At 35.1% G+C, this 22,952-nt stretch carries 19 protein-coding genes; 9 read left to right on the top strand and 10 right to left on the bottom strand.

Annotation, left to right across the window (positions count from 1 at the left end; genetic code table 11):
• Nucleotides 1-8: 8 nt before the first annotated feature.
• From ACZZ9T_RS12205 to amaB, 7 genes are all read right to left on the bottom strand, one after another.
• The gene (locus ACZZ9T_RS12205) at nucleotides 9-3,155 is read right to left on the bottom strand and encodes an efflux RND transporter permease subunit (protein WP_463442312.1); all 3,147 of its coding nucleotides are present in this window, start codon (nucleotides 3,153-3,155) and stop codon (nucleotides 9-11) included.
• Complete coding sequence (locus tag ACZZ9T_RS12200) at nucleotides 3,155-4,339, bottom strand: efflux RND transporter periplasmic adaptor subunit (protein ID WP_463432500.1); 1,185 nt, start codon at nucleotides 4,337-4,339, stop codon at nucleotides 3,155-3,157. Before ACZZ9T_RS12200 ends, ACZZ9T_RS12205 begins: the two co-directional genes overlap by 1 nt.
• A gap of 2 nt (nucleotides 4,340-4,341) precedes the next feature.
• On the bottom strand, nucleotides 4,342-4,806 hold the full coding sequence (locus ACZZ9T_RS12195; protein ID WP_463442311.1) for a transcriptional regulator: 465 nt from the start codon (nucleotides 4,804-4,806) through the stop codon (nucleotides 4,342-4,344).
• 121 nt (nucleotides 4,807-4,927) lie between these two features.
• Nucleotides 4,928-5,446: a GNAT family N-acetyltransferase gene (locus ACZZ9T_RS12190; RefSeq protein ID WP_463442310.1), complete on the bottom strand. Its 519-nt coding sequence runs from the start codon at nucleotides 5,444-5,446 to the stop codon at nucleotides 4,928-4,930.
• Nucleotides 5,447-5,618: 172 nt separating this feature from the next.
• Entirely contained in the window at nucleotides 5,619-5,849 is a 231-nt protein-coding gene (locus tag ACZZ9T_RS12185; RefSeq protein WP_463432497.1) for a DUF2007 domain-containing protein, read from the bottom strand.
• A gap of 63 nt (nucleotides 5,850-5,912) precedes the next feature.
• Nucleotides 5,913-7,235: an L-lysine 6-transaminase gene (lat, locus tag ACZZ9T_RS12180; RefSeq protein WP_463442309.1), complete on the bottom strand. Its 1,323-nt coding sequence runs from the start codon at nucleotides 7,233-7,235 to the stop codon at nucleotides 5,913-5,915.
• Between the two features lie 66 nt (nucleotides 7,236-7,301).
• Complete coding sequence (gene amaB, locus ACZZ9T_RS12175) at nucleotides 7,302-8,852, bottom strand: L-piperidine-6-carboxylate dehydrogenase (RefSeq protein ID WP_463442308.1); 1,551 nt, start codon at nucleotides 8,850-8,852, stop codon at nucleotides 7,302-7,304.
• 134 nt (nucleotides 8,853-8,986) lie between these two features.
• On the opposite strand from amaB, the gene ACZZ9T_RS12170 reads away from it, so the two are divergent.
• Nucleotides 8,987-9,181 (top strand): hypothetical protein, encoded by a 195-nt coding sequence (locus tag ACZZ9T_RS12170; RefSeq protein ID WP_463442307.1) that lies wholly within the window; start codon nucleotides 8,987-8,989, stop codon nucleotides 9,179-9,181.
• A 151-nt stretch (nucleotides 9,182-9,332) separates the two neighbouring features.
• On the opposite strand, the gene ACZZ9T_RS12165 is transcribed toward ACZZ9T_RS12170, so the two are convergent.
• Entirely contained in the window at nucleotides 9,333-12,599 is a 3,267-nt protein-coding gene (locus ACZZ9T_RS12165; RefSeq protein ID WP_463442306.1) for a cytochrome c biogenesis protein, read from the bottom strand.
• Nucleotides 12,600-12,836: 237 nt separating this feature from the next.
• Between ACZZ9T_RS12165 and ACZZ9T_RS12160 the strand changes: the two genes are divergently transcribed.
• The 6 genes from ACZZ9T_RS12160 to ACZZ9T_RS12135 all read left to right on the top strand — a co-directional run bounded on the left by ACZZ9T_RS12160 (nucleotide 12,837) and on the right by ACZZ9T_RS12135 (nucleotide 19,605).
• Entirely contained in the window at nucleotides 12,837-15,356 is a 2,520-nt protein-coding gene (locus ACZZ9T_RS12160) for an FtsK/SpoIIIE family DNA translocase (RefSeq protein WP_463442305.1), read from the top strand.
• A 75-nt stretch (nucleotides 15,357-15,431) separates the two neighbouring features.
• Complete coding sequence (lolA1, locus tag ACZZ9T_RS12155; RefSeq protein ID WP_463442304.1) at nucleotides 15,432-16,079, top strand: outer membrane lipoprotein periplasmic chaperone LolA1; 648 nt, start codon at nucleotides 15,432-15,434, stop codon at nucleotides 16,077-16,079.
• A 67-nt stretch (nucleotides 16,080-16,146) separates the two neighbouring features.
• A complete protein-coding gene (locus ACZZ9T_RS12150; RefSeq protein WP_463442303.1) occupies nucleotides 16,147-17,601 on the top strand; it encodes an LptF/LptG family permease in 1,455 nt (484 codons plus the stop codon).
• Nucleotides 17,602-17,762: 161 nt separating this feature from the next.
• Nucleotides 17,763-18,560, top strand: a complete 798-nt coding sequence (locus ACZZ9T_RS12145) for a hypothetical protein (protein ID WP_463442302.1) — start codon at nucleotides 17,763-17,765, stop codon at nucleotides 18,558-18,560.
• Between the two features lie 7 nt (nucleotides 18,561-18,567).
• Nucleotides 18,568-18,906, top strand: a complete 339-nt coding sequence (locus tag ACZZ9T_RS12140; RefSeq protein ID WP_463442301.1) for a hypothetical protein — start codon at nucleotides 18,568-18,570, stop codon at nucleotides 18,904-18,906.
• A 54-nt stretch (nucleotides 18,907-18,960) separates the two neighbouring features.
• Nucleotides 18,961-19,605 carry a hypothetical protein gene (locus ACZZ9T_RS12135; protein ID WP_463442300.1) on the top strand — a complete coding sequence of 215 codons (645 nt, stop codon included), beginning with the start codon at nucleotides 18,961-18,963 and terminating at the stop codon, nucleotides 19,603-19,605.
• Between the two features lie 64 nt (nucleotides 19,606-19,669).
• On the opposite strand, the gene frr is transcribed toward ACZZ9T_RS12135, so the two are convergent.
• Together frr and pyrH are read right to left on the bottom strand one after the other, a co-directional pair.
• Nucleotides 19,670-20,224, bottom strand: coding sequence for a ribosome recycling factor (frr, locus tag ACZZ9T_RS12130; protein WP_463432473.1), 555 nt, complete (start codon nucleotides 20,222-20,224; stop codon nucleotides 19,670-19,672).
• Nucleotides 20,225-20,312: 88 nt separating this feature from the next.
• Entirely contained in the window at nucleotides 20,313-21,020 is a 708-nt protein-coding gene (gene pyrH / locus ACZZ9T_RS12125; protein WP_463432471.1) for a UMP kinase, read from the bottom strand.
• A gap of 165 nt (nucleotides 21,021-21,185) precedes the next feature.
• Between pyrH and porQ the strand changes: the two genes are divergently transcribed.
• The gene (gene porQ / locus ACZZ9T_RS12120) at nucleotides 21,186-22,178 is read left to right on the top strand and encodes a type IX secretion system protein PorQ (protein WP_463432469.1); all 993 of its coding nucleotides are present in this window, start codon (nucleotides 21,186-21,188) and stop codon (nucleotides 22,176-22,178) included.
• An 81-nt stretch (nucleotides 22,179-22,259) separates the two neighbouring features.
• Nucleotides 22,260-22,931 (top strand): (d)CMP kinase, encoded by a 672-nt coding sequence (cmk, locus tag ACZZ9T_RS12115; RefSeq protein ID WP_463442299.1) that lies wholly within the window; start codon nucleotides 22,260-22,262, stop codon nucleotides 22,929-22,931.
• Nucleotides 22,932-22,952 lie beyond the last annotated feature (21 nt).

Here is a 22,952-nt window from a genome sequence, read left to right as displayed (position 1 = left end):
TTAATTTCTTATTCAGCTAAATTGATGTCTTTTGGTTTGATCGGTTTTATTTTCTCTTGCAAAGTCTGGAAAACCACATACAAAACAGGAATTACAAATACTCCTAAGATGGTACCTATCAATAATCCGATTGAAGCACCTGTCGCAATTGATCTGTTACCTACTGCACCAATTCCGCTGGCTAAAACTAAAGGTAATAAACCGAAAATAAAGGCTAATGAAGTCATCAAAATCGGTCGCAATCTGGCCTTGGCTGCGTTGATGGCAGATTCTACAATGGTTTCACCGTGATGTCTTCTCTGGACAGCAAATTCGATAATTAGAATCGCATTTTTAGCCAATAAACCTACCAACATAATTAATGCAATCTGGAAGTAGATATTATTCTCAAGTCCCATTATTTTCTGTCCGAAATAAGCTCCCATCACTCCCAAAGGAAGTGAAATAACTACCACTAAAGGCAGAATGTAACTTTCGTACTGAGCAGAAAGAATGAAATAAACGAACACCAAACTCAAAGCGAAAATCATTAAAGTCTGAGATCCTGAACTCAACTCCTCTCTGGTAAGACCTGTAAATTCAACGTCATAATTCTGATCCAGTGTTTCTTTTGCCACTTGCTGTACAGCAGTGATCGCATCACCCGAACTGAAGCCTGCTTTGTTGGCTCCGGTAATTTTCACTGAAGTAAATAAGTTGTAACGACCTACAGATTGAGGACCATATGTTTTCGTTAATGTCACAAATTGTGAAATGGGTGACATTTCTCCTGAACTTGTTTTAACGTAGTATTGATTTAGATTTTCTGCACTCGCTCTGTCTTCCGGTAGTGACTGTATCATTACTCTGAACTGCTTTCCGTACTTTGTAAAATCAGCACCATAAATTCCACCGATATATCCCTGCATCGTTGCCAAAATATCGTTCACAGAGACACCTTTTTGTTTTGCCAACGGAACATTGATTTCCATCATGTACTGCGGATATTTTGTATTGAATGAAGTCTGAGCGAATTCAATTTCCGGTCGCTGCATCAGGTTCCCAATAAATTCATTGGTTTTTGCATCAAGCTGAGCAAAATCTCCTCCCGATTTATCCAAAAGTACCATCTCAAAACCTGCACTGTTACCAAATCCCGGTACACTTGGCGGCTGGAAGAATACAACTTTGGCATCCGGAACTTTTCCAGCAAGACCAAATAATCTTTTGGTAATTTCTTCTGATGATAAGCCATCCCCTTTTCTATCGTCAAAAGGTTTTAATTTAACAAAAGCAAGTCCGTTATTACTTCCATTACCAGATAATAATCCTCTACCTGTAGAAATGGTCACATTCTGAATTCCGGGGATTTTCAGTGCGTCTTTCTGCAAAGTTTTAAGAACATTGTACGTTCTTTCCATTGACGCTCCCGGCGGAAGCTGTACATCCGTAAAGATGATACCTCTATCTTCTGTAGGTACAAAACCTTTCTTCATACTTCCGTTTGCCCAATAGATGATTCCTCCCGTGACAATCAGAATTACTAAAGTCACCCATTTATGTTTAATCAAGAAATTAAACCCTCTACCATATCTGTCTGTTGCTGTTTTGAAGCCGATATTGAATTTATAAAAGAATTTCTGAATAAAATTTTTGTTCTTATAATCCTGGTGATGATCTTCATGTGGTTTTAAGAATAATGAACATAAAACAGGACTCAACGTTAATGCATTCACCGCAGAAATGATGATCGCAATAATTAATGTAATCCCAAACTGCTGATAAAATACTCCTGTCGGACCTGTAATAAAAGTTACGGGAATAAATACCGCCGCCATTACCAAAGTAATAGAGATAATTGCGCCCGTGATCTCATCCATTGCTTCAACAGTTGCTTTTTTAGCATCTGAAATTCCGTTTTCCATCTTGGCATGTACAGCTTCAACGACGACGATTGCATCATCTACCACAATACCAATTGCCAGTACCAATGCAAAAAGTGTTAAAAGGTTTAATGAATATCCAAATAGATTTAGGAAAAAGAAAGTACCCACAATAGAAACAGGAACCGCAATTGCAGGAATCAAGGTTGATCTGAAATCCTGTAAGAAGATATACACTACAATAAAAACCAATATAAACGCTTCAATCAAAGTATGAATTACTTTTTCGATGGATGCGTCCAAAAATTCGTTGGTATCAAAGTTAAATGTATATTTTACACCTTCAGGGTATGAACTTTCATTTTCTTTAAGCTGTGTCTTTATGTTTTCAATAATCTCCTGAGCATTCGATCCGGGAGTTTGAAAAACCCCCATACTGATCGATGGATTATCTCCGTTTTCACCAACTCCAAAATAAGAAAGACCTCCTAACTCGACTTTTGCGACATCTTTCAGCATTAAATTCTGTCCGTCCGGAAGAGATTTAATAATGATATCATCATACTGCTCTTTCTCACTGAATTTTCCGACATATTTAATAATATATTCGAAAGAACTTCCGCTGTTCTGTCCTAAAGAACCAGCAGCAGCTTCTCTACTCTGATCATTAATGGCGGCTGTAACTTCAGTGGGAGTAATTCCATAAGCTGCCAGTTTAGCAGGATCCAGCCAAACTCTCATGGAATAGTTTTTACCCCCAAAAACATTGGCTTCACCTACTCCATTAATTCTCTGAAGATTTGGGATAACATTGATATTCAAAAAGTTCTGAAGATAAACGTCGTCAATATTTTTGTTTTCAGAATAAAAAGATAAATACATCAACGCACTGGTCTGCTGTTTCTGCGTTACGACTCCTGCACGGGTAACTTCACTCGGAAGCAACGGACTTGCTCTTGAAACTCTATTCTGAACGTTTACGGCTGCAATATCTGCATCAACGCCCTGTTTAAAGAAAACCTGAATCTGAGCCGAACCATCATTACCAGCTGAGGAGGTAATATAATCCATCCCTTCTACCCCGTTGATCTGTTCTTCCAGAGGAATAACGACACTCTTCATTACGGTTTCAGCGTTGGCTCCAGAGTAATTCGCTCTTACACTCACCGTTGCAGGTGCAATGTCCGGATATTGAGTAACCGGAAGTGCTGTAAGCCCCAAAACCCCAAGAATAAGGATCATTATGGAGATTACGGTCGATAAAACCGGTCTGTTAATAAAGTTCTTTATCATTAGAATTTCGGTTTTACTGATTGTACTAAACTATCCATGCTGATTTTTTTAGGCTTTACGGCTGTACCTGGTTTTATATTTCCGGTTCCGGCGGCAATAATTACTTCACCTTTTTTGATGCCAGATTTTATCAAAGCTAAATTGTCTATTCTTTCGATTACTTCCACAACTGTATTTCTGGCAGTGTCTTTTTCAACCTTATAAACATACACAATACCTTGTTGTTCGTAAGTTGCGCTTTCAGGAACGACTAAAACATTATCATAAGCTTTAGGAAATCTTATAGTTCCGCTGTTTCCGTTGCTTAAAAGTTTCTGTGCATTTTTGAAAGCCACTCTGAACTGAATAGTTCCTGTTGTAGCATCTATTGAACCTGTAATGGTTTCTATTCTTCCTTTTTCAGGATATAAGCTTCCATTGGCCAATTGCAACTCTACCATCGGAAGATTTTTGATTTTTTCTGGAAGAGTTGATCCGACAGATTTTTCAAGAAAATCAAAATATTCTTTTTCATTCATTGAAAAATAGGCGAAAACTTCTGAAGTATCTGAAATTGTAGTTAAAGCCGTCTGATCTGTTGGACCGACTAAGCTTCCTACTTTTAAAGGTAATTTACCGATTACACCAGAAATCGGTGCACGAATAATCGAATAATCAACGTTTGCTGCTGCTCCTTTGTAATTGGCATTTGCCTGCTGTCTTGCTGCGATCGCCTGCTGAACCTGAGCCTGAGCCTGTGAAAGATTTGCCTGGGCTGTCTGAAGCTGAATGTTACTGATGATATTTTTTGCAACCAAAGGTTTCAGTTTGTTGACTTCAACCTGAGCTGCATTTACTGCTGCCTGAGCTGCTGCAATGTTTGATTGAGCTGCGCCAACTCCTGCTTTCGCTGCTGCCGCAGTTTCATTTAAAGTATTGGTTTCCAGACGAAATAAAGGCTGACCTTTTGTTACATACTGTCCTTCGTCTACTAAAACCTGTGTGATATAACCTGATATTTTCGCTCTCACATCATTGTTTACTCTACCTTCAATGCTCGCAGGGAAGGTATCATACCCTACTATATTTTTATTTTCTACCGAAATTACGGGATATGTTTTTGGACCATCCTGTACGGGAGCTTCTTTTTTGCAGGCTGTCAAAGAAAATGCAGCTACAGAAAGTAGTATAAGCTTGTTTGTCATTTTTATAGTTTATTAAGAGATTCCTGAATATTTACGATGTTTTTGTTTAAAAGAGATTTGTAGACTTCCATTTTATCTTCAAAATCTTTGTCATCTACTTTCCTGAATTTTCTGAATTTTCGCAGATCTTCTATCAAGTTGAGCTCATCCTGCATTTTTTGAACAATTTTTTCAAATCTAATTTTCTTGTATTCGCTATTTGTGTAAAAATACCGTTTTCTTTCATCAATTTTATTTACATCAATAATGAGCTGAGCATTAAGCAACAATTTGATATTGGTAGAAACTGAACTTTTACTCGCCGCAAAAACGTCAACAAATTCATCAAAAGTAATTCCTACCTTTTCAAAATCGAAAATAAGGTAGGAATAGATTTTAGAAGCCAATGGAGGAAGATTAAACATCGTGCTGCAAAACTTTACAGAATTCTGAAAAATCTTCTCATCAATTTCTATACTTTTTTTCATCATATAAAATTTTAAGCAAATATAGAACTTAGTTCGGAACTAAACGAACAAACTCAATAGAGTTTATGAATATATAGTTTCTAAAAGAATCAATTGAAACAGATTTAACCTTTTTGTCTTTCTAAATCAATATTTTCTCAAAAGCTTTTCTCATACCGCCAGCAAGAAATACTTCGCCACAATAAATATAGCCTTTGGTCTCAAGAATCTTTAGCATTGCCAAGTTATCATAATTGGTATCAACTTTAATGCTCGAAACATTTTCTGACTTTACAAAATCTTCAATACAGTCAAAAAGTTTTTTCACTAAACCTTGTCCTGCAAAGCTTTCTGATACCGCAACTCTATGAATTACAACAAATTCACCATTGGTTAACCATGCTCCGTCAATCGTACTGTATGCAGGTTCATCATTGAAAATCAATGCAACATATACCGCAATTTTATCATCAACGGTTAATACATATCCAAAGTTTTTTGAAATATCATGTTCAATTGTCTGCTCATTTGGATAACCGTTTTGCCATTGCGTACTGCCGTCTATTCTTCTTCTTTCGATTGACTGCTGTATGATTTCCCAAATTCTTTCCTTGTCTAAAATTTCAGCCTTTCGGAATTCTGTTTTATTTTCCTGAATCATAAGTTTGATTTTTATGATATTTTGAAGTTAACTATTTTATAATTTTATTTGAAATGATTTATTTTTCAAATTCTATCAAATGGTTTTTTAAAACTTAACATAAAAAACCGAAAACTAATTGTATTAATTTTCGGTTTCGAAGTAGTAAAATTTAAAATTATGAAATTGTTTTTTATTGATTCTGGTTTTGCTGAAGATACGCATCAATCACATCAAATGCTTTCTTCTCATCTTCTAAGTTTACCATCACCTTCAACGAAGTCGCTGTGGGCGTTGTAGTGAAAGTAAGATAACTATTCTCTACGTCATTGGTAATCTGCGCTTCTTCTAACTTAGACTTGATCAATTGAATTTCTGAAGGTTTATCGCTTTCAAAAACTGATACTCTTGTGTTGCGTTCCATATAATATACATTTTGAGTAACTAAATATAGGACGTTTTTTCAAGAATTCCAAATTTTGAAGTTTTAAATTTTATTAATATTGTTTTCGATTTTATCTATGGCAATCTGTATTTCTTCTTTTGTTACATTCAAATGAGGTCTGAAACGGATTGACTGGTCGCCGCATGATAAAATGATTAATCCGTCATCAAATAAGATTTCTCTCAGTTGATTTCTCTGTTCCTGAGAAGGCAAATCAATCGCACACATCAATCCTCTTCCTCTTGCATTAGAAATTTTTTCAGGATATTTTTGAGCTAAATTTTGTAAACCTTCTAATAAATATTCACCAACGATTTTAGCATTTTCAACTAAATTCTCATTTTCAATAACTTCCATTACCAATTGGAAACGCAGCATATCAATAAAATTACCACCAAAAGTAGAATTGATTCTTGAGCTTTCTCTGAAAACATTGTCAGGAACTTCATCAAACTTTTCTCTGTTTGCCAATACTCCGCAAACCTGAGTTTTTTTACCGAATGCAATAATATCCGGTCTTACGCTGAAATGTTCAAAAGACCACATTTTTCCTGTAATTCCGATCCCGGTTTGTACTTCGTCGAAAATTAATAAAATCTCATGTTCATCGCAAAGGTTTCTCAATTCAACGAAAAATTCATCTCTAAAATGATTGTCTCCACCTTCAGCCTGAATCGGCTCAATGATAATGCAGGCAACTCTGTCAGGATGTGATAAAATCGCTTCACCGATGTTGAGTAATGCTAATCTTTCATTGTTAATCGTTTCCTCAAGGTTTTCTTCAGTAATCGGGAACGTGAGTTTCGGATTTAGAATTCTCGGCCATTCAAACATCGGAAAATATTGATACTTTCTCGGATCTGAAGTGTTGGTCAAACTCAAAGTATAACCACTTCTACCATGAAATGCCTGTCTGAAATGGATGCAGATCCCGGCTTCAATATCAAGACCTTTATCAAAATTCTTTCTTGTTTTCCAATCGAAACAGGCTTTCATTGCATTTTCAACACCCATTGTTCCTCCTTCAATAAAGAAAGCATACTGCAATTCTTCCGGCATTACAACTCTTTCAAAAGTCTCTAAAAACTGAGCATATTCTTTAGAATATACGTCTGCTAAAGTAGGCTTATTGATTGCCATTTTGCCTAACCATCCGGATCTTTCAACAAGATAAGGATGATTGTAACCGATAGAAGCAGAACCGAACATCGAAAACATATCCAGATAATTCTTACCCGTAATTGAATCATGAATCCACGAGCCGTGAGAATTTTCAATATCCATTACAAAGTCAAATCCGTCTGCCAGAACGTGTTTTCCTACGATTTCTTTTACTTTATTTATTTTTGTTAGTGTGTGTTCCATATTTTTAAATGAGTAATTGGTAATAAGCAATGATTAATTTTAATATCAAACTTTACTTAGAGTTGTTTATAAATCAAATTTAATTCCCTGAGCTAAAGGAAGACTTGCTGTATAATTAATAGTGTTAGTTTGCCTTCTCATATAATATTTCCAAACATCAGAGCCAGATTCTCTACCACCACCGGTTTCTTTTTCACCACCAAAAGCTCCGCCAATTTCAGCACCCGAAGTCCCGATGTTGACGTTGGCAATTCCACAATCAGATCCGGCCTGAGAAAGGAATAATTCTGCTTCTCTCAAATTCTGCGTCATAATTGCTGAGGACAATCCCTGAGGAACATCATTCTGAATTGCGATTGCTTCCTCTAAAGTTTTGTATTTGATTAAATATAAAATCGGTGCAAAAGTCTCGTGCTGTACGATTTCGAAAGAATTTTCAACTTCAGCGATACAAGGTTTTACGTAGCATCCTGATTCATAATCTTTGCCTTTTAGAATTCCGCCTTCTACAACAAATTTCCCACCTTCCTGAATACAGTTTTCAATGGCCAATTCGTATTGATTCACTGCATGAACGTCGATAAGCGGTCCTACATGCATATTTTCATCTAAAGGATTTCCTATTTTTAATTGTCCGTAAGCTTTTACCAAACGGTTTTTCACTTCATCATATACATCTTCATGAATAATCAGTCTTCTGGTGGAAGTACATCTTTGTCCGGCAGTTCCCACCGCTCCAAAGACCGCTCCGATGATAGACATATCCAGATCTGCATCTTTAGAAATGATAATTGCATTGTTTCCGCCCAATTCCAGGATTGATTTACCGAATCTTTCAGCCACTTTAGAAGAAACCATTCTTCCTACTTTGGTTGAACCTGTAAATGATATTAATGATACTCTTTTATCATCAACCAATAACTGTCCGATCTCGTGATCTGCTACCAAAACGCTTGAAATACCTTCTGGAAGATTATTTTCTTTTAAAACTTCCATCATGATATTCTGACAGGCAATTGCGCAGAAAGGAGTTTTTTCTGACGGTTTCCAGATCGTAACGTTTCCGCAAATCCAAGCCAAAGCAGTGTTCCAGGCCCAAACGGCAACCGGAAAGTTGAAAGCAGTAATCACACCCACAATTCCCAACGGATGATATTGCTCGTACATTCTGTGACCCGGTCTTTCTGAATGCATGGTGTACCCGTGAAGCTGTCTTGAAAGTCCGACTGCAAAATCACAGATGTCGATCATTTCCTGAACTTCACCAAGACCTTCCTGCAAAGATTTTCCCATTTCATAAGAAACGAGTTTACCCAAATCATCTTTATATTCTCTTAATTTCTGACCCAATTGTCTTACAAACTCTCCTCTTTTGGGAGCCGGAATCATTCTGAATTCTTTGAAAGCCTGCTGTGCAGTTTCTATTACTTTGTCGTAATCTTTTTCTGCTGCAGTCTTTATTTTTCCGATTAATCTTCCGTCTGACGGCGAATAACTTTCAATAGTTTTCCCGGAAGCGAAAAATTTACCTCCCATAGAAGTTCCTTTATTTTCAGCTTTTATTCCGAGATTTTTTAAAGATTTTTCAATTCCAAAATCTTTGATTTTTTTTGACATAAATGTTACTTTTCGTTTTGCCTAAGATAAAAATAATTATGGTACTGGTGAAATTTTTATGATTTAAACTTGTTTTTATTTGGAATGAATCTAAATATATTTACCTTTGTGATATAATTTGCAAACTTTCAGAAATGGAAATCAATAAATCTGTGCAAGAACTTGAGGAAGAGAAAACATCAAAATGGAAAAAGATGCTGAAGAAATTTGGAATTGGCGGAATTATCTTTTTTACAGTGAAAGGAATTATCACTTCTACACTGATTTATTTTCTTGGGAAAAATTTCTGGACGATTATTAGTAACTATTTTTCCGGAATTTTTCAATAAAAAAAGCAAAGAAACGATCTCTGCTTTTAGTTATAAGTTCTGAATTATGAATGATAAGTTTTCATAATGTTTTTCTCTGAGTTATTAAATTTGACAATAAAAAACTCCCGAAAAATTAATTTTCAGGAGTTTGTAATTTATATATTAATATCTATTTTTTCTTTAAAGCTGAAAATCTGATATAAGAAATCACAGATAGAATAAGCATTGAAGCCAGGCCTATATAAACCCAAGCAGGAACAGGAACCGGATCACCTGCTGCGTAAGAATGCAGTCCGCTTAAGTAATAATTGACCCCAAAATACGTCATCACCATTGAGCAAAACGCAAACATTGTTGCAACGTGGAATGCCCATCTGCTTCTCAAGCCAGGAACCAATCTCATGTGTAAAACAAAAGCATACACCATAATCGAGATGAATGCCCAGGTTTCTTTTGGATCCCAGCTCCAGTATCTTCCCCAAGATTCATTGGCCCAGATTCCACCTAAAAAGTTTCCTACGGTAAGAGCAAAAAGACCTATCGTTAAAGACATTTCAGAAACAATTGCCAGTTCTTTTAACGTTGTGTCGTTATGAATTTTAAAAATATTTTTATCTGAAATGATATAAAACACGAGTGAAATTACCGCAATAATCATCGATAAACCAAAGAAGCCATAACTCGAGGTAATAATGGCAACGTGTACAATCAGCCAATATGATTTCAAAACAGGAACCAATGGGGTGATCTGTGGATCAAGAGACGAACCACCGTGAGCAAAGCCCATCATAATTACAGCAACCATAAATCCTGCTGCAGGAATAAGTGCATTCGAATTTCTGTATAAAGCTAAACCTGCTGAAATTCCGACCCAGGAAATGAAGATAATTGCTTCATAGCCGTTACTCCAAGGTGCGTGACCGGAAATATACCATCTTGCAACCAATCCCAAAAAGTGAAAGAAATAACCAATTGAACCAATAATAATGATCGCTTTGATAATTTTACTCAACATTTTTCTAGGCTTAAATAAATCTACAAACCCTAAGATTAGTAATAAACTTCCTACAATTGTGTAGAAAATTAAAAGCTTAAAATTAAGATTCACTTCATTCATGAAAACCTCAAGATTAACTTTGCTTTCTGAAGGAACAACACTTTTTCCCCACTTCTGCTGGTATTCTGATAGTTTTGCTAATTCTGTATCTGCTTTAGCCCAGTTTCCTGTTTTCTCAGCCTGTAAAGCTTCTGCGAAATATGGTCCCATTACTTGCTGAGATTCCATATCCGGTTCCATTTTTTGGTCAAGCCAAGAATGCCAAGTATGATTCGGATCGTTTTTCACGGGAACAATTCTCATAAACTGTCCGCTGAAAAACTCATTAAAAATCTGTACCTTTTCGTTTATTTTAATAACCTGTTTGTCGTATTCAGACTGCTCGCCCGGTTTTTTACGGAAGGCCGTATTGTAATCTTCATCTAAAATGTACGTCAGGTTACCATTAGCATCTGCCGGGAAAAGATTCATTAAAGAAGTATAACCATCCTCGTCAGCTTTTGTTTTTTTCAAAAGCTCTTTTCCTCCTTTTGAATCAATTTTAATCAACGGAACCATTGTCCAGCTTGGTGTGTCTGTATTAACTGATAAAAACCATTGATTAGCGGTAAGATATTTCCCATCAGTTCCTCGGAAAGCATCTTTTTTATAAAGCTTTCTTAAAACGTCTAAAGCCTGCGTATTAATCGGAACAATTCTACCTTCATAATTCTGAACCAAAAGGTATCCAAATTTATCTGCATGTTCTTTACTGATTTTATTTCTTGCAATGATCTCGTCTGGAGAAATCATTTTCATTTTCGTCAAAGGTGCAGCTATTGAATTCTGCTGTATACTTTTTTCTGGCTGACTTGCTTGCGGAGCTGGGTCATGTGTGTGACCATCGCCTTCTATATGTACGTGCTCTCTGCTTCCGTCTGAAGTCCCGTGAGTTTCTATTTTTTGAGCATTGAATCCAAAACTTAAAAATAACAATAAAACCGCTGCTGCTCTTTTTTTGTTGACGTCTTTCAGCATCTTATTTAATTTCCAGAAGTGCGTTCCTTTCCAGAAGAACATCACGAACATTCCTCCGAATAAAAATGCATATCCTATATAAGAAATCAAAGTTCCCCAGAAATCATGGTTTACAGATAAAACGGTTCCCATTCTGTCCGGTGAAAAACTAGACTGGAAAAAACGGTAACCTTTGTAATTTAAAACGTTATTCATATAAATTTTATAAGGAGTCTGCTTTCCTTCATCTATAATTTTCACATGACTTTCGTAAGCACTCGGAGATGAACTTCCAGGATACGTTTCCATCACGAAATCATCTAGTTTTATAGCAAAAGGTGTGTTGTAAATTTTCGGACCAAAGCCTACCATAATATTCAGACCATCTATCGTTACCTGCTTGTAAGCGTTTGGATTTCCTCTTTCTACCGATAAATCAACGATTTGTTTTGTTTTTGGGCCGTGAAGTTCGATGGTCATTACGTCAGGAACATTTTGGTCTTTCTTTCTGTCACCTTCGAAAGCCATTAATTTACCTTTTCTGAGTCCTTCAGGTACCACCAGTTTTAATTCGTTAATGGTATATAAACTTCTCAAAACCAAAGGCTGGAACTGATCTTTTACAGTGGTTCCGGTAGCCTGAGTTGCCATCGTCATAAAATTGGCATCAACAGGAGTTTTAATTAAAATCTGTCCGTTTTCTTTTTTGAATTCAACTGCACCGTCAATAGCTCTGTTGAACGTTACCAAAGTTCCGTTGATTGATTTTGTTTCGCCTGGTTTGATATAAATATTTTGTCTTCCTGTCTCAGCTGTAGAAACTAAATGAAGATATTCTGCTCCGTTTGGATCGGCAATTAAGCTGTCTTTTTTTCTCTGAACATAGTCTAACGTCTTCACTTTAATGTCTTTTCCATGGAAATCATAGGTCGCATTAAAGTTTTTGTGCAAAGGAGACATTAGGTAAGGAACATCCTGATAATCCAGTATATCGCCTTTATTTTCAATCTGAATTTTAAAGAAATGTTTGTCAGTTACAATTTCATTGGAAGTTTCTCCTTCTCTTATGACCATTTGACCTTCAAAACTGATATATCTCGTAATGGCACCACCCATAAAAATTAAAATAAAAGAAAGGTGGAAAACCAAAACCGGCCATTTTTCTCTTTTCCAAAGACGATACCTTGCAATGTTTCCGATGAAGTTTAAAATAAGAAGAACCATAATTAGCTCAAACCATTTAGCTTCATAGATTAATGCTTTCGCTGTGGGCGTTCCATAGTCGTTTTCTAAGAATGTTGCATACGCCATAGAAAATGCGTAAACCAGCAATAGAACTGCCGTTGTTCTGGTTGAAATAAGAATATCCTGGATCTTCTTCATGATTTTTTTTACTTGACATGCAAAAATAAGGATGATAAAACGAAAGGCAGATAAAAAAAGCTGTTTTTTGTCATTTGAACGTCGTAATACTGTTATTTTGAATGATTCTTAATAGTTTTTAATTCATTGTTGAAAATCTAAAATATCTGTGAATCAGTGTAGAAGTAAAGACTCTGTTTTGATGAAAAAAAAAAGCCACAATATCAAAAAAACACTAAATTTGCCGAGATTGACATTATGGAAAAGAAAACACAAAAACCACAAACCAATTCGCCTGAAAAAGGCAATCTTTTATCAAAACCACGCATATTCTTCGGATTGACGTTCATCGTTTTTTCCGGGGTTCTGGCTTTATCTTTCATTTCATATTTAATGAATTGGAAATCAGACCAGAGCCAGGCAGGAACCATGCTAGATAAAAGCATACAGTCTTCTAATATTTTCGGAAAACTGGGTGACTGGCTGGGCAATATTTTTATATTTGAAAGCATTGGTGTTGCATCATTCATTGTAGCATTTCTTTTTCTGGTTTTTGGGACGATGATTCTGAAGAAAAAAATCTTTAAACCCTGGATGACTTTTGGGCATTCTCTATTCTTTATCTGTTGGCTTCCTGTTCTTTTTGGAGCTATTACTAAAGGTCAGGGAAAAGCCGGAGTTTTAAGCGGAGTTTACGGTTACCAAATTATGGATTCTTTGAACGCAATCATCGGAAGTGTGGGTCTTTGGTTAGTTTTGGTCGTAAGTATTGCGTTGTATTTTATTCTGGAATTTAATCTAAGACCAAGTTCGATCAAAGCAAAATTTGAGGAGATCAATGAAAATACAATTGGCAGAGTAAAATCGATGATGCCAAATTCCAGTGAAAATTTTGAAGCTGATGAAGAACTGGAAAAAGAAGTTAAGGATCCTGCTTCAAATGTTACAGTAACTGATCTTTCTGAAAACATTAAAGAAACAGTAAAATCTGTAAAAGTTTCCAATGAAAACCAGACTTCATTAAATTTGGAAACTATTGTAACGCCTAATCAGACTTCATTTGATGAAAAAAAGGATTTTTCTCAATCTTTGAATCTAGATTTAAATAAAAAACCTGTAATTCCTGTTGCAAAACCTGAAGATGCATTCGATCTAAAGCCTGCATCAACGTCAACTGACGGAATTAAATTTAATGTAGAAGTAGCTCCGGCTGTAGAGATTCTAACGGATTCTGAAATGCAGTCAAATGATTTGGTCGAAAAGCATGGTCTGTATGATCACCGTTTGGATCTGGCAAAATTCCAGATGCCTACCTTAGATTTGCTGAAAGATTATGGAAATGAAGAAATTTCAGTTAATAAAGAAGAGTTAGAAGAAAATAAAAATAAGATTGTTGGATTACTGAAGAACTTCAACGTTGGAATTGCTGAGATCAAAGCGACCATCGGACCGACAGTTACTTTGTATGAAATCGTACCGGAAGCAGGAATCAGGGTTTCTGCAATCAAAAAGCTGCAGGATGATATTGCTTTGAACCTTTCTGCTTTAGGAATCAGAATTATTGCGCCAATGCCGGGAAAAGGAACAATAGGAATAGAAGTTCCGAGAAAAAATCCTACCATGGTATCAATGCGTTCGGTAATTGCTTCACAGAAATTCCAGACTACCGATATGGATCTTCCTGTTGTATTTGGGAAAACGATTTCTAATGAAGTCTTCATGGCAGATTTATCAAAAATGCCTCACCTTTTGATGGCTGGTTCTACTGGTCAGGGAAAATCGGTTGGTATCAATGCCATCTTAACTTCCCTACTCTACAAGAAGCATCCGAGCGAATTGAAATTTGTGATGGTTGATCCTAAAAAAGTAGAACTTTCGTTATACTCAAAAATCGAGAGACATTATCTGGCTAAACTTCCGGATTCTGATGATGCAATTATCACCGATACTCATAAGGTGATCAACACTTTAAACTCTCTTTGTGTAGAGATGGATCAACGTTATGATTTGCTGAAAAATGCTTTCTGTAAAAATTTAAAGGAATATAATAAAAAATTCAGTGAAAGAAAATTAAATCCTGATAACGGACACCGTTATTTGCCTTACATCGTTTTAGTAGTCGACGAATTTGCAGATTTGATTATGACTGCAGGAAAAGAAGTTGAGCTTCCTATCGCAAGATTGGCACAATTGGCAAGAGCGGTGGGAATTCACCTGATTGTTGCAACACAAAGACCTTCTGTAAACGTAATTACGGGTATGATTAAGGCCAATTTCCCTGCAAGAGCAGCATTCAGAGTAATTTCAAGTGTCGATTCCAGAACAATCCTGGATTCTCCGGGGGCGGATCAGTTGATTGGAAAAGGAGATATGTTGTATTTTAATGGGAACGAAATTTTGAGACTGCAATGTGCATTCATTGATACGCCCGAAGTTGAAAGACTTGCAGAATTTATTGGCGAACAAAAAGGATATGCTTCTGCATTTATGCTTCCTGAATATGTGAATGAAGAGGCAACAAGTACAGTAGGAGCTTTTGATCCCAATGAAAAAGATGCTTTATTTGATGATGCTGCCAGAATAATCGTTTCGACTCAGCAAGGTTCTACTTCAATGCTTCAGAGACAGTTGAAATTGGGATATAACAGAGCCGGAAGAATTATGGATCAGCTTGAAGCAAGCGGTATCGTTGGCGGATTTAACGGAGCAAAGGCAAGAGAAGTTCTGATCAGTGATCTTCATTCTTTGGAACAATTTTTGGAAGATTTACGAAGTTAAAAATCAGGTACACTTTAAATTTTAACTTTTGATCATTGAAAGTGTCTAAGTAGTAGAAATGTTAGAAATAAAAACATGAAAAAAATAATTTCAAAAATAGTTTTCGGAAGTTTTGTAATAGGAAGTATTTCTTTCGTTCAGGCTCAAAAAATTGACGCCAAAGCGAAGAAAATTTTAGATGATGTAACTGCTAATTACAAATCTAAAAAGAACTCTTATTTTAAATTTGCTTTTGGAACTGGTGTAAACGGTACAGTTAGCAAAAATGAACCCGGAATTTATTACACAGCAGGAGATAAATACAAGCTGAAAATCATGGAAACCGAACAGATTTTCGATGGCAGTAAGATTTATAATATCAATACTGAAGATAAGGAAGTAACTGTAGCAAAGCCAAACGGAAGTTCTACTATGTTCTCTCCTATCAATTATCTGACGTCATACAGAAATGATTACAACGTTACATACAGTGGTAAAAAAACTATTGAAGGTGTGAGCGCAGATTTCATCACATTAACTCCTGTGAAAGCAAACGGATTAAAATCTATCTATATTTATATTGATGGTGCAAAAAAGCAGATGTTAAAACTAGAGCAACACGGAAACAACAAAGATATTGCGGTGATTTCGATAAAAGAATATAAAGAAAACCAGCAACTAGACCCCAATATGTTTGTATTTGATAAGAATAAATTCAAAAATTATTTGGTTACAGAATTATAATTCTAAATATATATTAAAATTTAAAGTCACAAAGGAAACTTTGTGGCTTTTTCATTAATTTTGGCAAATGTTTAAAATATTAGACCGATATATCATTAAGACCTTTTTTGGTCCGTTCTTTTTTATATTCAGTGTATTGTTTTTCATTTTTATTGTAAACATTGTCTGGATTCAGCTTGGGCAGTTTATGGGAAAAGGTCTTACTACAATGCAGATCATGAAGCTTCTCTTTTATTTGGGAGTGAATGTGGTGAGTATGGTTTTACCTTTGACGATACTTTTAGCAAGTATTATGTCTTTCGGGGAATTTGGGGAACGCTATGAATTAGCTGCCATGAAAGCTGCCGGTATTTCTTTAACGAGAGTCATGATCCCACTTTTGGGAGTCGTTTCCGTAATGGCAATTCTCCTCTATTTCTTTTCGAGTAACATTATTCCTGATTTTCAGAGGAAGGCAAAAAATATGCTTTTCAATATTGCACAGACAAAACCTGCTCTGAATTTTACGCCCGGACAATTTATTGATCAATTACCTGGATATATGGTAAAATTTGATAAGATTGAAGGTGAAGAAGGCCGTGATCTGGAAGGAGTTTTTATTCATAAAAAAGCAAGCACCCTCGAAAACCAACAAACAATAACAGCGCAAAAAGGAAGATTTGCGTTGGCTAAGAATAAAAATTATCAACAGCTTATCCTTTATAACGGTTATATTTTTGAAGACAGTTATGCGGGAAAATCTGAAAATGTAAGATTAAAACAACCAGATCAAGCTATAAAATTCGACACACTTGTTACCCATTTCGATATTAGTGAAATCATTAATAAAGCCATCGAACAAGAAAAAATCACTGAAGATTACCGCTTTCAGAATTTTAATGAATTGTTTACAGACATCGATAGAACAAAAAAAGATAATATAAAATTAACCACCAATATTGGAAATGAAGTTTTATCTCAAACCAGTTCCGTCGTTAGTTACATGGATAAAAATAAATCAAAAGCTCCTGTAAAAGCTCAGTATAAATTAGATACCATCAAGATTGATAAAAAGCTTGAAATGATTTACAATGCTCACAGCAGATTGGATAATTTGAAAACTACACTCGATAGTAAAAACCAGGAACTTAATCCCAGTATCAAATATTTCAATAAAGTGGTGATTTATCAGCAGAGAATGATTACGTATTCATTTACGTGTATTATCTTCTTTATGATTGGTGCAAGTTTGGGATCTATTATTAGAAAAGGTGGAATGGGTGTTCCTGTGATTGTTGCAATCGTTATTTTTATTATATTTTATGTCATCAATGTCGGTTTTGAAAACGTTGCATGGTCAGGAAAGATGAGTCCTTATCTGGCAGCCTGGCTCCCCAACATGATTTTATTTCCTTTCGGAGTTTTGATGACCTATAAAGCATTGACAGATTCTCAATTATTCGATTCTGAAAAATATAAAGTATTCTTTAAACCAATTACTAAACTTTTTATAAAAGATAAAGAACATAAAAGATATCAGTAAAAAAAATCCGGAGTTTATCTTCGGATTTTTTGTTTTAAAACTGATGAAATAATTTAACGATTAAACGAAATACTTCTGAGAATTAAATCAGTACATGATAAAACATCAAACTTTCAAAAAAAAATCTCATATTTATAAAAATTAATTTAAATAAAATTCTAATGAAAAAAGTTTTATTGTTTGGCTTATTCAGTTTGATCACTTCGAGCGTTTACGCACAGGAAGAAAATACAGATTACGAATTAAAAGCCAATGAAAAATACGGTTATATAATCGATAAAAACGGAAAGAAAACTGAAGGAATTGTAAGATTGGCAGGAGATGATATGAATCCGTGGGTCAATCAGAAAAAAGTAAAATTTGTTGCTACATCAGATATTGACAAATCTAAAAAAAAGAGGCAAAAGTTTAAAACAATGGATTCTGACGACGTAAAAGAATATGTTGCCTATGATGACAGCGATAATGAACGGCATTTTGAAGTGGTAAAATACACCAATACCAAAGAAGGTTTTAATACAGCAACCGGTGGATTAAGCGGCAATATCAAAGCGTTTAATAACCTTACCAAAAGCAATCAGTTTGCAGAAGTGGTAACAGATGGTAAAATAAAAGTATATAAATTATATGGTTACCCAACCACATTTTCTGCCGGACAAAGCCAAATTGACAAGGCTGATCAGGAAACCGAAAGAATGAGAAAAAACCCATCTTATATTTTTACAAAAAAAGGAAGCAAACTTAAAGAACTGACTTTAAAAGAATCAAAAATCATTGTCGCAGATTGTCCTTACGTAAAAGATAAAATAGCAAGTGGCTCTTACGCCTCACTAAAAAATGATGAGAAAAAGAGATCAGGTTTGGGTAAATTGATTAAAAGTCAAATTGACGATGTAATGTCAAATGTTCCTCAGATTATTGATGAAGTAATTTTAGACTATAATGAAAACTGTAAATAGATATATCATGAAAAAAGCACTGCTCATTTCAGCTTTATTGTTAAGCATTTTTAGTTTTGCTCAACAACTGGATAAAGAAGCTTACGTTAAAAAAGAAAGCATTAATGGCAAACTAGATTTCACGAAAATGATCGAAGAAAAATACCGTGATGCTCCTTCTATCCGTTTCGGTAACATACTCTATGATAAAAAAGATTTTGCAATTGTACTTTGGGCCGCAAATGTAAGAATAGTAGGTATTGAATCTTTTGATCAGGCTGTGAAAATATGGGAAGAAATAAATAAAAGAAGTTTGACAGAACCTGAAAAAAAGGCTTTGAAATCGGGATTTGAGGCAAAATTTTAAGTTAAAAACTGAGTTGCACAATTATTGTTTGATAAGTTATCAAACTTTATTAAAATGAAAAATTTTCTTACAATTTTCTGTCTGCTTATTATTTTATCCTGTAAAAAAGAAAACGAACAAAAAACTCTTCAAGGTTCTAATACAACAGATAGTGTACAATTAAAACCGAATGATTCTCCAGATTTGCAAAATGATTTAAGCACAGTTGAAGGAATAAAAAGGGAATACAATATCTTAAATTCAAAATTATTGGCAAAGAAATTAGATTCTACGAGTTTTGAATACGAATGCGAGGAAAGATCAGGAAAAGTAGTTTATTATTCTGAAAACGGAACTTTGAAAGTCATCAAGCATTTCACTGCAGACAGTCATTATTCTTCTTTACAAAACTATTTTATTGATAAAAACCAGCCATTTTTTATATTTAAAGATGATACCGTTTGGAATTTCGATGGCGGCACTCCCGAAAAACCTGAAACGAAAGATGAAGTAACGCAGCAAAGAATGTATTTTTCTAACAACAAAATTATTAAATGTTTAGAAAAGAAATTTACTTTAAAATCAAGTTCTGCAAAGAATCCGAATCCTGAAAATATCCCAAATTCAGAAAGTAAAAACTGTTCAGTAGAAGAAGTGCATAAGACTTACGCATCGCTTCTGAAACATAAAGGCAGAAGAAATAATATCACTTGTCTTTAAGACAAAAAAGTGGCTTCGAAAATATTTCAAAGCCACTTTTTTTATTATTATTTTAAACTGAAAATTATACTTTCATAATTTCAGCTTCTTTTGTTTTAAGATGATCATCACACAATTTTACATGCTTGTCAGTAAGTACCTGAATTTCTTCTTCAACACCTTTTATTGCATCTTCGGAAACACCTTCCAGTTTTTTCAGTTCTTTAATACCGTTTTGTCTGGCGTTTCTTACAACAATTTTCGTGTCTTCAGTTTCTCCTTTAGCCTGCTTAGCCAATTCTCTCCTTCTTTCTTCAGTTAAAGGCGGAACATTAAGAATAATATTTTCACCATTATTAGAAGGTGCAAAACCTAAATTTGAATTGATAATTGCTTTTTCTATCGCTCCAATCGCAGTTCTGTCCCAAGGTTGAATAGAGATTGTCATTGCATCAGGTACAGATACATTGGCAACCTGATTAAGAGGAGTCGGAGCACCATAATATTCTACCATCACATCCTGAACCATATTTGTAGACGCACGTCCTGCTCTGATTCTTTGAAATGCATGATCCAAGTGCTTGATAGCTGCTTCCATATCATGTTTTACAGATTCTACAATAAGATCTAATTCTTCCATTATATAATAAAAATTTGATAAGTTACACATGTTAAAGTAATAGGTAATTGGCAATCAGCAATTTCAATGCCTTTTATCTTTTTACTTTCTAGATATTTACTAAAGTTCCTACAGATTCTCCTTCTACAATTTTCACCAGATTACCATCTTTGTTCATGTCAAAAACGATGATTGGCAATTTATTTTCGTGGCTTAGAGTAAAAGCAGTCATATCCATCACTTTAAGATTTTTCTCAAAAACTTCATCAAAAGATAATGAATTGTATTTTACTGCATTTTCATTTTTCTCAGGATCGCTGTCGTAGATTCCGTCTACTCTTGTTCCTTTTAAAATAACGTCAGCTCCAATTTCGATAGCTCGCAAAGTTGCTGCAGTATCTGTTGTGAAATAAGGATTACCGGTTCCTGCACCGAAGATCACTACTCTACCCTTTTCAAGATGTCTCACCGCTCTTCTTTTGATGAAAGGTTCGGCTACTTTATTCATTTCTATAGCAGATTGCAGTCTTGTTTTGATTCCTGCATCTTCCAAAGCGCCTTGTAATGCCATCCCGTTGATTACGGTTGCAAGCATTCCCATATAATCTCCCTGCACTCTGTCCATTCCTGCTGCAGCTCCGGCAACACCACGGAAAATATTTCCTCCTCCAATGACGATAGCAATTTCGCAACCTAAGTCTACTACCTTTTTAATTTCTTCAGCATACTCCATCAGTCTTTCAGGATCGATACCGTACTGTCTGTTCCCCATCAATGCCTCACCACTCAGTTTTAGAAGGATTCTTTTATATTTCATCTTTAAATTTATAATAGTTTTTGAGAATTAATTTCCTCAGAAATTAACTTTGCAAATATAATCATTAAAAATATTGAAAAAAGAAAAATATTTAATAGTAAATAATGAAGTAAATATTTTGATAAGTACGAAAAAGGATTATTTTTGCATTAATTAATTACTGATTTGAAGAAAGTTCTAATTTTTTCACTATTTCTTTCGGGAATTGTTTCATTTGCACAAACTGGAACAAACGTATATCCGTTTCTGAACATTCCGGTTTCTGCAAGACAGGCTGCTTTAGGGGGCGACGCAATTACAATGAGAGATCATGACGTTTCGTTTGCTATTGCCAATCCATCTTTGTTGAATAAGGAATCTGACAAGCAACTTTCTGTGAACGCAACCGCATATCTTGCAGATTCAAAATATGGAACCATAGCTTTTGCAAAAGATCTTGATAATGGTCACATGGTAACCGTAAATGCACGTTACATGAGCTACGGAAACATCCCGAGAACGGATGACAGTGGTTTTGAAATGGGAGAATTTTCCGCTTCAGATGTTGCAATCGGTGGTGGGTATGCTTACCAGTTTGAAGAAGACTGGACGATCGGTGGAGGATTGAATTTTATCACTTCAAAAATTGACACCTACACTTCTTCTGCGGTGGCAGGAACCTTAGGTGTTACTTATCATCCAAAACAAAGTAAAGAAGTTGTTGCTGTAGTTTTAAGAAATTTCGGATATCAGTTTAAATCATTCAACGGCGAAAGAGAAAACCTTCCTTTCAGAATAGATTTAGGATATACCAAGATTTTAAAAGCTTTTCCTTTAGCGATTACCATAACAGCTCATGATCTGCAGGAATTTGATATTTCATCAGAATTAAATGTAAACGGACAGGAAGTAAACGTTGGCAGAAAAATCGCCGATCACTTTTCTTTAGGTGCAGAGCTTTTTCCTGAAAAAAGTTTCAACTTCAGATTGGGGTATAATGTAAGACGCGGAAATGAATTAGCTGTAGCAGACCAGAGAAATTTCTCCGGGCTTTCTGCAGGTTTCGGACTTAAAGTTTCAAGATTCCGTATCGATTATGCACATGTAAGGTATCATAATTCTTCAAATGTGAACCAAATCGGTATATCTGTAGATCTAAGCGGTCGCCAAGGAGAATAATTTCATACATAAAACTTAAAATTTTAAGATTAAATCTTTAGAATTTCTTGGATTTTCAGAAAAATTTTTGAAATTTGTAGTATGAAAAAACCAGTGATAGCGATTGACGGATTCTCATCTACAGGAAAAAGTTCTATCTCAAAAATTATTGCAGATATATTGGGAATCGTGCATCTTGATACAGGAGCACTTTATCGTGGTATAACCTGGTTTGCTTTGCAAAACTGTCTGAATGAAGATCAAACAATCAATTTAGGGCAGCTTTTTAATTCTTTTCCTTCAATCGACCTTGAATTTATAAATGACGATGGTGAATTGGTTCTTTTCCTAAACCATATCAACATTTCAAAAGAAATCCGTTCCAACGAAGTTTCAAACAATGTAAGTTTTATCGCCAAACAAAAAGAAGTAAGAGATTTTTTACTTGAATCCCAACGCAATTTGGCAGAAAAAGGTGGCATCATCATGGATGGCAGAGATATTGGCACAATTGTACTGCCAAACGCAGATTTTAAATTTTTCCTGACAGCGAGTATCGAAGAAAGAACCAGGAGAAGGTATAAGGAATTACTAAGCTTGGGAATAGATACTGATGAACAAAAGGTAATGGAAAACCTTATCGCAAGAGATAAAATTGACAGTGAGCGCGAGATTGCGCCATTAAAACGTGCCGAAGATGCAATTGTGATTGATAATACCCTTCTCACCAAAAAGGAGACAATAGAAAGCATATTGTCACATATAAAAAATTAATAATATTTATAGGACAAAATT

The sequence above is a fragment of the Chryseobacterium sp. AC417 genome (assembly GCF_979258215.1).
The sequence above is the reverse complement of the archived record's forward strand: the minus strand, read 5'-3'. Positions and strand labels throughout refer to the sequence as shown.

Bases quoted from the DNA above. Each gene is read 5' to 3' on its own strand.
- ACZZ9T_RS12205 (WP_463442312.1), bottom strand. From the start codon at position 3,155: ATGATAAAGAACTTTATTAACAGACCGGTTTTATCGACCGTAATCTCC.
- ACZZ9T_RS12200 (WP_463432500.1), bottom strand. From the start codon at position 4,339: ATGACAAACAAGCTTATACTACTTTCTGTAGCTGCATTTTCTTTGACA.
- ACZZ9T_RS12195 (WP_463442311.1), bottom strand. From the start codon at position 4,806: ATGAAAAAAAGTATAGAAATTGATGAGAAGATTTTTCAGAATTCTGTA.
- ACZZ9T_RS12190 (WP_463442310.1), bottom strand. From the start codon at position 5,446: ATGATTCAGGAAAATAAAACAGAATTCCGAAAGGCTGAAATTTTAGAC.
- ACZZ9T_RS12185 (WP_463432497.1), bottom strand. From the start codon at position 5,849: ATGGAACGCAACACAAGAGTATCAGTTTTTGAAAGCGATAAACCTTCA.
- lat (WP_463442309.1), bottom strand. From the start codon at position 7,235: ATGGAACACACACTAACAAAAATAAATAAAGTAAAAGAAATCGTAGGA.
- amaB (WP_463442308.1), bottom strand. From the start codon at position 8,852: ATGTCAAAAAAAATCAAAGATTTTGGAATTGAAAAATCTTTAAAAAAT.
- ACZZ9T_RS12170 (WP_463442307.1), top strand. From the start codon at position 8,987: ATGGAAATCAATAAATCTGTGCAAGAACTTGAGGAAGAGAAAACATCA.
- ACZZ9T_RS12165 (WP_463442306.1), bottom strand. From the start codon at position 12,599: ATGAAGAAGATCCAGGATATTCTTATTTCAACCAGAACAACGGCAGTT.
- ACZZ9T_RS12160 (WP_463442305.1), top strand. From the start codon at position 12,837: ATGGAAAAGAAAACACAAAAACCACAAACCAATTCGCCTGAAAAAGGC.
- lolA1 (WP_463442304.1), top strand. From the start codon at position 15,432: ATGAAAAAAATAATTTCAAAAATAGTTTTCGGAAGTTTTGTAATAGGA.
- ACZZ9T_RS12150 (WP_463442303.1), top strand. From the start codon at position 16,147: ATGTTTAAAATATTAGACCGATATATCATTAAGACCTTTTTTGGTCCG.
- ACZZ9T_RS12145 (WP_463442302.1), top strand. From the start codon at position 17,763: ATGAAAAAAGTTTTATTGTTTGGCTTATTCAGTTTGATCACTTCGAGC.
- ACZZ9T_RS12140 (WP_463442301.1), top strand. From the start codon at position 18,568: ATGAAAAAAGCACTGCTCATTTCAGCTTTATTGTTAAGCATTTTTAGT.
- ACZZ9T_RS12135 (WP_463442300.1), top strand. From the start codon at position 18,961: ATGAAAAATTTTCTTACAATTTTCTGTCTGCTTATTATTTTATCCTGT.
- frr (WP_463432473.1), bottom strand. From the start codon at position 20,224: ATGGAAGAATTAGATCTTATTGTAGAATCTGTAAAACATGATATGGAA.
- pyrH (WP_463432471.1), bottom strand. From the start codon at position 21,020: ATGAAATATAAAAGAATCCTTCTAAAACTGAGTGGTGAGGCATTGATG.
- cmk (WP_463442299.1), top strand. From the start codon at position 22,260: ATGAAAAAACCAGTGATAGCGATTGACGGATTCTCATCTACAGGAAAA.